The following is a 13,085-nucleotide window of genomic DNA, read 5'->3' as shown; positions in this document are numbered from 1 at the left end:
CCGCGGCCGCTTCCGGCTGCCGCTTCCCCCCACGTCATGAACAAAGAACTTCTCGGCCTCGGCGTCCTTTTCGGCGCGGCGGTGCTGCTGGCGCTGCCCCTGGGCCGCTACCTGGCCACCATTTACCGGGGCGATAAAAGCTGGTCCGACTTCCTAGCCCCCTTCGAGCGCCTGCTCTGCCGCCTCGGCGGCATCGATGCCACCCGGCCCATGAGCTGGCAGCAGCACCTAGGGGCGCTGCTCACCCTCAACCTAGTGTGGTTTTTCTGGGCCATGCTCGTGCTCTGCTGCCAGGGTAGCCTGCCCCTGAACCCCGACCACAACCCCAGCATGGCACCCGACCAGGCCTTCAACACGGCCATCTCGTTTCTGGTCAATTGCAACTTGCAGCACTACTCGGGCGAGTCGGGCGCCACCTACTTCTCGCAGGTGTTCTGCCTGATGTTTTTGCAGTTCGGCACGGCCGCCACCGGCCTGGCCGCCTGCGTGGTCGTCTTCAATGCCCTGCGCGACGGCACCACCGACAAGCTCGGCAACTTCTACAACTACTTCCTCAAAAGCCTGACCCGCGTGCTGCTGCCCCTGTCGCTGGGGGTGGCGCTGGTGCTCGTTTTCCAGGGCACGCCCATGACCTGGGCCGCCAAAGCCCCCCTAGTAACCGTGCAGGGCGACAGCACTTTTGTGAGCCGCGGGCCCACCGCCGCGATGGTAGCCATTAAGGAGCTGGGCACCAACGGCGGGGGCTACTTCGGAGCTAATTCGGCCCACCCGCTCGAAAACCCCACCTACCTCACCAACCTAGTGGAGAACTGGGCGCTGATGCTGCTGCCGCTGGCCATGGTATTTGCCCTGGGCTACTACCTGCGGCGGCCCCGGCTGGGCTACATGGTGTTCGGGGTGATGACGGCGGGCTTCCTGCTGCTAGTGGGCCCCGCTGTGTACTACGAGCTGCACGGCAACCCCGCCCTCACCCGCCTGGGCATCAACCAGCCCCTAGGGTCGCTCGAAGGCAAGGAAATCCGCTTTGGCGCCGCCGCCTCGGCCTTCTGGGGCATCTCCAACACCGTTATCTCGTGCGGCTCGGTCAACTCCATGCACGACTCGCACCTGCCCATTTCGGGCATGAACGAGCTGCTGGGCATGATGACCAACGCCTTTTATGGCGGGGTGGGCGTGGGCATTCTCAACTTCTTCGTGTTCATCATTATCGCCGTCTTTATCTCGGGGCTGATGGTGGGGCGCACGCCCGAGTTTTTGGGCAAGAAGATTGAGGCCCGCGAAATGAAAATCGCCATCATCGTGGCCCTGCTGCACCCGCTGCTCATTCTGGCGGGCACGGCCCTGACCACCCACCTCTACGCCAATAGCCCCACCGCGCTGGCCGGCTGGCTGGCTAACCCCGGCTACCACGGCTTCTCCGAAATGCTCTACGAGTACACCTCCGCCGCCGCTAACAACGGCTCGGGCTTCGAGGGGCTGGGCGATAACACCCCCTGGTGGAACATCTCGACCGGCCTGGTGATGGTGCTGGCCCGCTACCTGCCCATCATCGGCCCGGTGGCCATCGCCGGTTTGCTGGCCCGCAAAAAGTACATCCCCGAAAGCGCCGGCACCCTGCGCACCGACACGGCCACCTTCGGCATCATGGTCTTTTTCGTGATTTGGATTATCGCCGCGCTGGCTTTTTTCCCCGCCCTGGCCCTAGGGCCGCTGGCCGAGCATTTTACCCTTTATTAATTAATCAGGCTTACCTAGAACGTCATGCTCATCTGGCGTCCGCTTGTCGAAGCATCTCTACCGCGTCGTTGAACGATGAGGTTAGTGATGCGGGAGAGATGCTTCGACAAGCGGACGCCAGATGAGCATGACCGCCTGTTGATTTTCAACTTCTCATGGCAACCCCCTCTCCCTCCTTATTTCAACCCGCACTGGTGCGCGAAGCCGTGGGCCAGGCCTTCGTTAAGCTCGACCCGCGCACTATGTTCCGCAACCCGGTGATGTTCACCGTGGAGCTGGGCACGGCCGTCATGTTCCTGGTGACCCTAGGGCTGCTTTTCCGGCCCGATGCCACGCAGGGCAGCTTCGGCTACAACGTCACGGTCTTTGTCGTCCTGTTTCTGACCCTGCTCTTCGCCAACTTTGCCGAGGCCATTGCCGAGGCGCGGGGCAAGGCCCAGGCCGACTCGCTGCGCAAAACCCGCCAGGATACGCCCGCCCGGGTGCGCCAGCCCGATGGCAGCTTCGGGCGCGTCAGCTCAGCGCAGCTGCAAAAAGGCCAGGTCTTCGTGGTCGAGGCCGGCGAGCTGATTCCCACCGACGGCGAGATTATCGAAGGCCTGGCCACCATCGACGAGTCGGCCATCACCGGCGAGTCGGCCCCGGTTATCCGCGAGGCGGGCGGCGATAAAAGCTCGGTCACGGGCGGCACCAAGGTGCTTTCCGACCGCATTGTGGTGCGGGTGACGACGGCCCCCGGTGAGTCGTTTCTCGACCAGATGATTGCGCTGGTGGAGGGCGCCGCGCGGCAAAAAACGCCCAACGAGATTGCCCTTACCATCCTGCTGGCCGGCTTCACGCTGGTGTTCGTCATCGTGTGCGTCACCCTGCAGCCCTTCGCCCGCTACGCCCACGCGCCCATCGCGGTGGCCTCGTTCATCGCCCTCTTCGTGTGCTTGATACCCACCACCATCGGCGGGCTGCTCTCGGCCATCGGCATTGCGGGCATGGACCGGGCGCTGCGGGCCAACGTCATCACCAAGAGCGGCCGCGCCGTGGAAACGGCCGGCGACATCGACGTGCTGCTGCTCGATAAGACGGGCACCATCACCATCGGCAACCGCCGGGCCACCCACTTCTGGCCCGCGCCCGGCGTGAGCGAGGGCGAGCTGGTGGAAGCCGCCGTGCTCACCTCGCTGCACGACGAAACGCCCGAGGGCAAAAGCATCGTGGAGCTGGCCCGGCAGGGGCGCCGCCTCGACGAGCCGGCTCTGCAGCAGCGGGCCCTAGGCGGCGAGCCCATCAAGTTCACGGCCGAAACCCGCAGCAGCGGCGTGACGCTGGCCAGCGGCCAGCGCCTGCGTAAGGGCGCCTCCGATGCCATCGGCAGCCTGGCCCACGCGGCCGGCCAGCCCTTCCCCCCCGAAACGAGCCAGCACGTGCGCACGGTGGCCAGCAACGGCGGCACGCCGCTGGTGGTGAGCGAAAACGACCGCATCCTGGGGGTGGTCGAGCTGCAGGACATCATCAAGCCCGGCATTCAGGAGCGCTTCGAGCGCCTGCGCCGCATGGGCATCAAAACCGTGATGGTGACCGGCGATAACCCACTGACTGCCAAGTTTATCGCCGAAAAAGCCGGCGTGGACGACTTCATCGCCGAGGCCAAGCCCGAGGACAAGATGCAGTACATCCGCGCCGAGCAGCAGGGCGGCAAGCTGGTGGCCATGATGGGCGACGGCACCAACGACGCGCCCGCCCTGGCCCAGGCCGACGTGGGCGTGGCCATGAACAGCGGCACCCAGGCCGCCAAGGAAGCCGGCAACATGGTGGACCTCGACAACGACCCCACCAAGCTCATCGAAGTGGTGGAAATCGGCAAGCAGCTGCTCATGACCCGCGGCACGCTCACCACCTTCTCCATCGCCAACGACGTGGCCAAGTACTTCGCCATCGTGCCGGCCCTGTTCATGGTCGCCATTCCGGCCCTAGGGGCCCTCAACATCATGGGGCTAAAGTCGCCACAGTCGGCCATCCTCTCGGCCGTCATTTTCAACGCCCTCATCATCCCGGCGCTGGTGCCGCTGGCCCTGCGGGGCGTGGCCTACCAGGCGGTGGGCGCCTCGGCGCTGCTGCGCCGCAACCTGCTCATTTATGGTCTAGGGGGCGTGGTAGTACCCTTTATCGGCATCAAGGTCATTGATATGCTGGTCGGGCTGTTTTTGTAGCTGTTTTTTAAAACCAATAAGCACGTCATGCTGAGCGCAGCCGAAGCATCTCTCCCGCGTCATCCAAGCGGTTCAACGAAGCGGGAGAGATGCTTCGGCTGCGCTCAGCATGACGTGCTAAAAAAATCAACCCTCATGAAAACCCAATTCCTGCCCGCCCTGCGCTTTACCGCCGTTTTGCTGGTGCTGTGCTGCGTCATTTACCCCGCCCTGGTGTGGGCCGCCGCCCAGCTGGCCCTCGGCCACGGCGAGGGCGTGCAAATTAGCCGGAATGGCCGCGTGGTGGGCTTCGCCAACGTGGGCCAGCAGTTCACCCAGGCCCGCTACTTCAACGCGCGCCCCTCGGCCGTGGACTACCACGCCGATAACTCGGCCGGCTCCAATAAGGGGCCCAGCAACCCCGACTACCTGCAAGCCGTGCGGGCCCGGCTCGACACCTTTCTGGCCCGGAACCCCGGCGTGCGCGCCGCCGACGTGCCGGCCGAACTGCTCACGGCCAGCGGCTCGGGCCTCGACCCCGACCTCTCGCCCCAGGGCGCGCTGGTGCAGGTGCCGCGCGTGGCGCGGGCGCGGGGGCTGGCACTGGCGCCGGTGCGGGCCCTGGTGCAGCAGCACGTCGAAACCAGCGCCCTAGGGCCCGCGAAGGTGAACGTGCTCCAGCTAAACCTGGCGCTCGACGCGCTGCGGTAACGCGCGGGCAGCTTCTGCGATATATCCCCTTGTGCAAGCCCCCGCCACCGTGGCGGGGGCGCCTACCGGCCACCCGTGCGGGCGGCCACCTTTTCTATGAAAAAGCTACTCCTTGCCGGCTGGCTGCTGGGCGCCTTGCCGGCGGCCCAGGCCCAAACCACGCCGGCCCCAGCCGACTCGACCAAGGCCACCCCCGCAGCCGCGCCGGCCAACCCCCTCACCACCTACGGCTTCGTGGATGCCTACTACGGCTTCGACTTCGACCACGGCCCCAGCAACACGCGGCCCTACTTCCTCTACTCGCACAACCGCCAGAACGAGTTTACGGTCAACAACGCCATTCTGGGTGCTCGCTACGACGACGGTAAGGTGCGCGGGGCGCTGGCCCTGCACGCCGGCACCTACGTGAGCGCCAACTACGCCGCCGAGGACCCCGTACTCAAGCACATCTACGAGGGCTGGGCGGGCTTCCGGCCCTTTAAAAAAGCCTGGCTCGACGCGGGCATCTTCGCCTCGCACATCGGGTTCGAGTCGGCCATGAGCAAGGACAACTGGACGCTCACGCGCTCGATTATGGCCGAAAACTCGCCCTACTACGAGGCGGGCGCCCGCTTCACCTACGAGGTTGGCCCTAAGCTCACGCTCACCGGGCTGGTGCTCAACGGCTGGCAGAACATCCGCGAGAACAACCAGGGCAAGGCCCTAGGCACCCAAATTCAGTGGAAGCCCACCAGCCGGCTGCTGGTCAACAGCAGCACCTTCTACGGCAACGAGCAGCCGCAGGACTCCTTGAAGCGGCGCCGCTATTTCCACGATTTCTACCTCACCTACGCCGCCACCAAGCGCCTCAATCTAGCCCTGGTGTTCGACGTGGGCAAGCAGCAGAGCCAGGGCCACCACGGCTACGACACCTGGCACACCGGCTCGGCCTTCGTCAAGTACCAGCTCAGCGAACTGTTCTCAACCACCCTGCGCGGCGAGTACTACCACGCCCAGCGCGGGGTGTTTATTAACAGCATCTCGCCGGCCCTGGCCGACCAGGATTTCTACGCCGGGGGCACTTCGCTCAACTTCGACTACGTGCCCACCAGCCACGTCGCGTTCCGCATCGAGGGCCGCTACCTGCGCAGCGAAAACCCCATTTTCCAGCACGATTTCGGCTTTTCGCGCAACTACGGCAACCTCACGAGCAGCATTGCGCTGTCGTTCTAAGCTACCGCCAACTCTTCCCTAGGCCCCGCTACGCGCGCCGGGCTAGGGGAGGCGCCGCCCACCAGTTCTTATCATGAACCCCACCCCCGAAGATGCCCAGCGCGACCGCTCGGCCGAGCGCTTTTTGCGCCTGGTGCAGGCCAAGCGGCGCGGCACGCTCAAGATATACCTAGGCCTGGCCGCCGGCGTGGGCAAAACCTACCGCATGCTGCAGGAAGCCCACGACCTGCGCCAGCACGGCGTGGATGTGCTGCTGGGCTACGTGGAAACCCACGGCCGCGCCGGCACCGTGGCCCAGTTGCGCGAGCTGCCCGCCATGCCGCGCAAGCAGGTCTTTTACAAGGGCCACGCGGTGGAGGAAATGGACCTGGAGGCCCTGGAGCAGCGCCGCCCGCAGGTGGTGGTGGTGGATGAGCTGGCCCACTCCAACGTGCCCGGCTCGCGCCACGCCAAGCGCTGGCAGGACGTGGAGGCGCTGGTGAGCAAGGGGATTTCGGTGATTACGGCCGTGAACGTGCAGCACCTGGAAAGCCTGCACGACCAGGTGCTCAAAATAACGGGCACCGACGTGACCGAGCGCGTGCCCGACCAACTGCTGCGCGAGGCCGACGAGGTCATCAACCTCGACCTGACGGTGGGCGAGCTGCGGGCCCGCCTCGAAGAAGGCAAGATTTACGACGCGGCCAAGGTGCCAACCGCGCTGGCCAATTTCTTCCAGGCCGAAAACCTGCTGCAGCTGCGCCGCCTGGCCGTGCGCGAAGTGGCGCAACTGCTGGGCCACCAGGTAGAAACCGGCGCGGGCGGCGCCCCGGTCGTGCCCAGCCAGCGCCGCAACGACGACCGCCTGCTGGCGTGCATCAACGCCAACGAGCAGGCCGCCACCGAAATTATTCGCAAGGCATCGCGGCTGGCCGACCGCTTTTCGGCCGCCGCCTGGTACGTGCTCTACGTGCAAACCGGCCGCGAAAGCGCCGCCCGCATCAACCTGGCCGCCCAGCGGCATCTTATTAATAACCTGCAATTAGCCACCCAGCTGGGGGCGCAAGTCCTGCGGGTGAAGGACGACGACATCGTGGGTGCCATTCGGCGGGTGGCGCAGGAGAAGCACGCCACCCTGCTCGTGTGCGGCCTCACGGGCGAGAAGAGCCTGTGGCAGCAGCTGGGCCGGGGCGGCGTAACCCACGGCCTGCTCCGGGCCGTGGCCCGCGACGGCAGCGACCTGGACGTGTACCTGGTAAACTACTGACGATACGGACTTTATTGGCTTGGCGCGCCCGCGCGCCCTAGGGCCTCTTTCTCACTATGAACCTCAAAACCAAGATTACCCTCGGCTTCGTGGCCATGCTGCTGCTGCTGCTGGGCACCGGGGGCTACGCCTACTACTCGCTGCGGCAGCTCGACCGGGCCTCGCGCGGGGTGCTGCGGGCCAATCTGTACTCCGTCGAGCTGGGCCAGCAGATGCTGGGCGCGCTCGACCAGCTGGCCCGGCCGGCCGGGGCCGCCGCCGATACGGCCGGGGCCGCCCAGTTTGCCCGCGCCCTGCGCGCCGAGGCCGGCAACATCACCGAGCCCGGCGAACAGCAGCTCGTGGCGGACTTGCAGCGGCACCTGGGCCGGGCCCTAGGGCCCGGCCCAGGTGCCGCGCCGGCAGAGGTGGCCGCCCTGCGCCGCCTCACCTACCAGATGGTGGCGCTCAACACCCGCGCCCTAACCCAGAAGATAGAGCAGGCCAACCAACGGGCCGACCAAGCCAACCGTAACCAGGTCATCTTCCTGACGCTGGCCGTGCTGCTGGCCCTGGCCCTGGTGGGCAGCGTGCCCGAGGCGGCCGTGCAGCCCCTGCATAAGCTCACGGCGGCCCTGAGCCACGCCACCGAGCGCAACTTTTCGGCCAGCATTCCGCAGGAAAGCAGCGACGAGTTTGGGCAGGTGGCGCGGGCCTTCAACCGCATGCTGGGCCAGCTGCGCGAGTACCGCACTTCCACGGCCGCCGAGCTTATCACCGCGCGCAACCGCGCCGCCAGCATCGTCAACACCCTCGACGAGGGCCTGCTGCTGCTCGATGCCGACCGCCGGATTATCCTGGCCAACCCCGTGATGTGTCAGCTGCTAGATTTACCGGCCGAGCAGCTGCTGGGCCGGCCGGCCAGCATCGTGCGCCTCGAAAACGACTTGCTGCAAACCCTGCTCAAACCCCTGGACGCCCCCAGCCGCGCGGCCGCGCTGGCCGAGGCGCCCCTGCTGCGCATCACCCAGCAGGGCGAGGAGGGGTATTTCCGCGAGGCCATTCAGGACTTAATTTCCTTCAACGAAGCCACCGACAAAACGGAGCTGGTGGGCCAGCTGCTGACGCTGCGCAACGTGTCGGACTTCAAGAAGCTCGACCAAGTGAAGTCGAACTTCCTGGCTACCGTGAGCCACGAGCTGAAAACGCCGCTCAGCAGCATCAACCTCAATACCAAGCTGCTGCAAGACGAGCGCCTGCCCGCCGGCGAGCGCCTGCGCATCACGGGCCACATCCGGCAGGAAACCCAGCGCCTGCAGCGCATGGTGGCCGAGCTGCTCGACGTGTCGCGCCTCGACGCGGGCAGCGGCATTCAGCTCGACGTGCAACCCACCAACCTGGCCGAGGTGGTGGGCTACGCCACGGCCACCGTGCAGCCCCAGCTGGCCGACAAGCACCTGCGCCTCGACTTGCAGCTGGCCCCGGCGCTGCCCGCCGTGCGGGCCGACGTGGAAAAGACCACCTGGGTGCTCATCAACCTGCTGGCCAACGCCATCCGCTACTCGCCGGCCGAGGCCGCGCTCACGGTGGGGGCGGCGGTGGCCGGTGGCTTCGTGCAGGTGCGCGTGCAAGACCACGGTCCCGGCATCGCGGCTGAAAACCACGACAAGATATTCCAGCGCTTCGCCCAGATACCCGACAAAACCGGCTACCGCGGCGGCTCGGGGCTGGGGCTGAGCATTGCCCGCGAGTTCATCACCACCCAGGGCGGGCGGCTGTGGGTAGAGAGCGAGCTGGGCAGCGGCAGCACCTTCTGCTTTACGCTGCCAGTGGCCGCCTAGGGCCCCGCGTAGAAGCTAAGGCTACCAGCCTAGCGATAAAAAGGGGGGCGGCCAAGGTTGCGCCGCTTCCACCGTAACGCCAGATTGATTTACCGCCCAACTTCAGATTCACTTTGCCAATGCCCAAGATAGGGATTGGGCGCCGGTGCTGGTTCTTCCTTCTTTGAGCAGCCAGCAAGAGTAGCAACTAATCCGATAGGAAAAAGCAGGTTTTTCATGCCTGCTAAATTAAGAAAGGGTGAGCTTAAATACTCCCAGTTCACGCAAAAACCCTACTCGCGACCAGGTGGGGCGTTACTGGTACTAAATGTACTAGATGTTAAAGAAATTACGCTTTTGAATTCGCTGGTCGTGCTGACGATAGTGGTCCCGACTGCGCTGGTTGACCCGTTGGCGGTGCTTAATAGACGGAGTTAGGTGCTGCGTAGTGCAACTAGCCAGCAGCAGTAGCAGCAGAAATATAGCTTTCATAAGAAACGATGCTTAGCCTAGCTAGCTGCCTACGAAAAAGCTCCGCTGGCGGGTGGGGCCTAGGGCTAGCTATTTCTCTTGCTTAAGAAAGTACGCTTTATAACCTACCCAGCGGAGTTAGCTACCTACTACCTTCTGGCTGGGTGGCTCAATACGTAGTTTCTTGCCTTCTTTCAGGTTATGGCAGCGCCCAACAAAAAGCCCGCCGTAATCACTTGAATTACAGCGGGCTTTACAAGCCAAGAGCCCCCAGTCGGACTCGAACCAACGACCCTCTGATTACAAGTCAGAAGCTCTACCAACTGAGCTATGGAGGCTTGATGCGGGGGCAAAAGTACGGTAAAAACTCATTGCCAAGCAACCCAGGTCACAAAAAAGGGGATGCCTACCTAGGCATCCCCTTTTTTGTGGTTACACTGGCGCAACGGTAACGCTTAGCTGCGCAGCTGCTTGAGTTGCTTTTTAAGCTTGTCAATTCGCTTTTGAGCCTCGTCCATGCGCCCTTGGTATTCCTGGCGCAGCTGGTCGGCATTCTTGGAGCGGCCAAAGAAGTCCAGGTTGGTTTGCAGGGTAGCCACGTCGTTTTCCAGCTCCTGAATTTCGCGGCGCAGGCCGGTTTCGCGGCGGGCAAAGGCTTGCTGCGATTGGGGCCGGGCCTTGAGGCGGGCAACTTCCAGCTGGAAGAGCAAGTTGTCCTGGTCGGCGGGGGTAATGCCGGCCGTTTGGCTCAGGTACTTACCCATAAGCGTAAGGAATTGTTCCTCTCCCCGGTCGGTAGTGCCCGCGCCGGGCTGGTCGGCGGTGCCGGCAAAGGCCTGCCACTCAGCGGCTAGCTGGCGGAAACCCTCCAAGGTGCCGGGCTGCTGGGGCGAGAGCGCGGCCACGGCCTGGCCGAGCTTATCCAATTGGGTAGTTTGCTCGGCGCTGGCGGCTTGCTGGCGGTCTTCCCGCTGGCGAGTCTCCTGCTTGGGGCGCTCAAAGACGGCGTCGCAGGCGGCGCGGAAGCGCTTCCAGATTTTATCAGCCTGCTTTTCGGGCACGCGGCCAATGTCTTTCCACTCGCGCTGCACGCGCACGACCACGGCCCGGGCCTCGTCGAAGTTCGGGTTTTGCTGGGCGGCTTCGGCTTGCTCGATGAGGGCGTACTTGGCTTGCAGGTTGGTGTTCTTCTCCGAGTCCAGACCCTTGAAGAACTCGTTTTTATGATTGAAGAAAGCCTTGTAGGCGTTCCAGTACTGCTTGTTGAGCTGGTCGGCCTGGGCGCGGGGCACCGGGCCGGCGGCTTCCCACTCCTTCTTTATTTCCTGCAGCTCGTCGGTACGCGAGCGCCACTCGTTGACGCGCTCGGTGGTGAAGTCGGCAAAGGGCAGCACCCGCGCCAGCAGGGACTGCTTCACGGTCAGGTTCTGGGTTTCCTGGGCGGTGCGCACGTCCACAAACTCCTTGCGGCGCAGGTGCACGGCCTCCGAGGCGGCCAGAAAGCGCTGCCAGAGCGGCTCGCGGTGCTCGCCGGGCACCGGCCCGATGTGTTTCCACTCGTCGTGCAGCTTCTTCAGCTCATCCAGCGCCTTATTGATGCCGGGCACGGCCATCAGGGCTTCGGCGCGGCCGATGAGGGCTTCCTTGGCTTCCTGGTTGCGGCGGCGGTCCAGCTCCTTCAGCTCGTAGAAGCGGCCCTGGTTGGCGTAGTAGCGGTCGAGCAGGCCGTGGTACGTATTCCAGGTTTCTTGGCTGTCGGTTTGGGGCACTGGCCCCGTGGCCTTCCAGTCGGCTTGCAGCTGCTTGAGCTTCTGCGAGCTGTCCTTGGTTTCGGCCGATTCGACCAGGGTGCGGAGCTGGTCGAGCAGCTCCTGCTTGCGGGTCAGGTTTTGGGTGCGGCTCTGGTCTTCGGCCTTGGCATCGCGGGCGCGGCCCTCGCGAAACTCCTGCAGCGCCTGGTTAAGCTCGGCCTGGCTGGCGGGGGGCTGGAAGCTGAACTCCTGGGGCGCGTTGGCATCCTCGGCCAGCTTCTGGCGCGAGGCGGCACGGGCGGCCGCCACGTGGGTTTCGTACTGGCGGTTAAGCTCAAAAATCTGCTGGCGGTTGCGGCGGGCATCGGGCCGGCGCAGCAAGCCAATCAGGTACTGGGCCTGGCTGTCAAGGTCAAGCTGCGCAAAGTCGGGGGCGGCCGTTTCGGGCACGTAGTCGTCACCTTCTTCGCCGCCTTCACTGGCATCCGGGCTTTGCGCTTCCAAGTGGGCTACCTCCGCCTGGTGGGCCGCGGCGGCCGACTCGGTATCGGAAGTGGGCAGGGTGGCAACGCCCTCGGGGGCGTCCTCGATGTCCTCGGCGCGGGCTAGCGCGTGCACGGGCGCGGCGTCGGCGGCTGGGGCCGCCGGCTCGCCCTCGGCATTTACCGCCTGGGCTTGCTGGGGTGCTGCGGCCGCTTGGGGCTCGGCTTCCTCGCCGGGCGTCAGCATGGCGTCGCCGTAGTGGGCCACGGCGCGGGCCTGCGAGGCCGAGAGGTGCTCGGCGGCCACCTCGGCGGGCACGTGCTGCGCCGTTTCGGCGGCCGCGGCCTGCTCGGGGGCCCCCGCACCCGTCATGGGGTCGGCGGCGGGGGCCGGCGAGGAAGCCAGGCCGGGAGCCGGCGCTTCGGCGGGCGCCAGGGGGCTAGGGGCCGCCGCGCCGGGGGCATTGACCGGGGCCGGGGTGGGCACGCCCAGCTCGGCGGCCAGGCCGGGCTCGCCCAGCAGCGGGTTAATCTCGGTCTGGGTGGCCCCGCCGGCGGGCGGCTCGGCGGCATCGGCGGGGGTTTCGCTCAGGGCCGGGGCGGCGGGCGTGGCGGCCTGCGGAGCCGCCGGGTCAGCGGCCGCGGCGTCGGGCTGCTTGGACCGAATCTCAGCCAGGCGGGCTTCCAGGATGCTCATGCGGTCGGCCGCGGGGGCCGGGGTGGCCGCGCCATCGGGGGCAGCGGAGGGGGCGGGTTTTTCTTCTTCGGGCAGCATAAAACGAAACAAAAGCCGGCGGCGGACCGGGTAAGCGATGGGAAGTAACGACCGCCGGCACCGGGGGGCCAGGGAAAGGGGGAAGGAGAGGAGCGGGTTAGTTGAGGCGCGGGTCGAGCGGGTAGTTGGAAAGGGCGCGGTAGCGCCCGCCTTTTTCGCGCAGCACGCCCTGCCAGAGCGAATCAGCACCCAAAGTAAATACTTTCCCGGCAGAGGCGGGCTGTTGAATCCAGGAGCCCTGGGCAATTTCGCTTTCCAGCTGCCCGGCCGACCAGCCCGAGTAGCCCACAAACAGGCGCACGGCGGCGGCCGGGGCGGCCCCGCTGGTGAGGCGCGCGAGCAGCTCGTCGAAGTCGCCGCCCCAGTAAGTATCGGCCCCTAGGGGGGTGGCGCCGGGCAGGCCCGGCACCTGATGCACTACGTGCAGGGTATCGGGCTGCACGGGGCCACCTTCGTAGAGGGGCAGCTGGGCGAGGGGCGAGGCCGCCCCCAGGGGCAGCTCCAGCACGTCGCCAAGCAGGGTGGCCAGCGGACGGGTCAGCACCAGGCCGAAGGCGCCCTCGGCGGGGGCGTAGTGGCACAGCAGCACCACGCTGCGCTCAAAGTTAGGGTCGCCCAAAAAAGGCTTGGAAATAAGAAGGGAGCCGGGTTTCATACAACTGGTAGCTAGGATAACCAACGCCCGCAGCACCTGGCCACGAGGGCCGGCCGGGGATTG

Annotated in this window: 9 protein-coding genes and 1 tRNA gene; 6 read left to right on the top strand and 4 right to left on the bottom strand. The window is 65.6% G+C overall.

Going from position 1 to position 13,085, the window contains the following annotated elements; translation table 11 throughout:
• The first annotated feature begins 36 nt into the window (after positions 1 to 36).
• The 6 genes from kdpA (at position 37) to HHL22_RS03655 (ending at position 8,909) form a co-directional block, all read left to right on the top strand.
• Entirely contained in the window at positions 37 to 1,737 is a 1,701-nt protein-coding gene (kdpA, locus tag HHL22_RS03680) for a potassium-transporting ATPase subunit KdpA (RefSeq protein WP_169529606.1), read from the top strand.
• Positions 1,738 to 1,892: 155 nt separating this feature from the next.
• Positions 1,893 to 3,941, top strand: a complete 2,049-nt coding sequence (gene kdpB / locus HHL22_RS03675) for a potassium-transporting ATPase subunit KdpB (RefSeq protein ID WP_169529605.1) — start codon at positions 1,893 to 1,895, stop codon at positions 3,939 to 3,941.
• A 135-nt stretch (positions 3,942 to 4,076) separates the two neighbouring features.
• On the top strand, positions 4,077 to 4,631 hold the full coding sequence (kdpC, locus tag HHL22_RS03670; RefSeq protein WP_169529604.1) for a K(+)-transporting ATPase subunit C: 555 nt from the start codon (positions 4,077 to 4,079) through the stop codon (positions 4,629 to 4,631).
• Positions 4,632 to 4,727: 96 nt separating this feature from the next.
• Positions 4,728 to 5,843, top strand: coding sequence for a porin (locus HHL22_RS03665; RefSeq protein WP_169529603.1), 1,116 nt, complete (start codon positions 4,728 to 4,730; stop codon positions 5,841 to 5,843).
• Between the two features lie 73 nt (positions 5,844 to 5,916).
• Entirely contained in the window at positions 5,917 to 7,089 is a 1,173-nt protein-coding gene (locus HHL22_RS03660) for a universal stress protein (protein ID WP_169529602.1), read from the top strand.
• Positions 7,090 to 7,145: 56 nt separating this feature from the next.
• Entirely contained in the window at positions 7,146 to 8,909 is a 1,764-nt protein-coding gene (locus HHL22_RS03655; RefSeq protein WP_169529601.1) for a HAMP domain-containing sensor histidine kinase, read from the top strand.
• 89 nt (positions 8,910 to 8,998) lie between these two features.
• On the opposite strand, the gene HHL22_RS03650 is transcribed toward HHL22_RS03655, so the two are convergent.
• The 4 genes from HHL22_RS03650 to HHL22_RS03635 all read right to left on the bottom strand — a co-directional run bounded on the left by HHL22_RS03650 (position 8,999) and on the right by HHL22_RS03635 (position 13,022).
• Complete coding sequence (locus HHL22_RS03650) at positions 8,999 to 9,127, bottom strand: membrane lipoprotein lipid attachment site-containing protein (RefSeq protein WP_169529600.1); 129 nt, start codon at positions 9,125 to 9,127, stop codon at positions 8,999 to 9,001.
• 497 nt (positions 9,128 to 9,624) lie between these two features.
• Positions 9,625 to 9,697: transfer RNA gene (locus HHL22_RS03645), tRNA-Thr, on the bottom strand.
• 117 nt (positions 9,698 to 9,814) lie between these two features.
• A complete protein-coding gene (locus HHL22_RS03640; protein WP_169529599.1) occupies positions 9,815 to 12,367 on the bottom strand; it encodes a DUF349 domain-containing protein in 2,553 nt (850 codons plus the stop codon).
• 97 nt (positions 12,368 to 12,464) lie between these two features.
• Positions 12,465 to 13,022 (bottom strand): YqgE/AlgH family protein, encoded by a 558-nt coding sequence (locus HHL22_RS03635; protein WP_169529598.1) that lies wholly within the window; start codon positions 13,020 to 13,022, stop codon positions 12,465 to 12,467.
• Positions 13,023 to 13,085: the final 63 nt, after the last annotated feature.

It is taken from the genome of Hymenobacter polaris, assembly GCF_012927305.1.
GTDB lineage: Bacteria > Bacteroidota > Bacteroidia > Cytophagales > Hymenobacteraceae > Hymenobacter > Hymenobacter polaris.
Note: the sequence above shows the minus strand (reverse complement) of the source record. Positions and strands in the feature narration are given on the sequence as shown.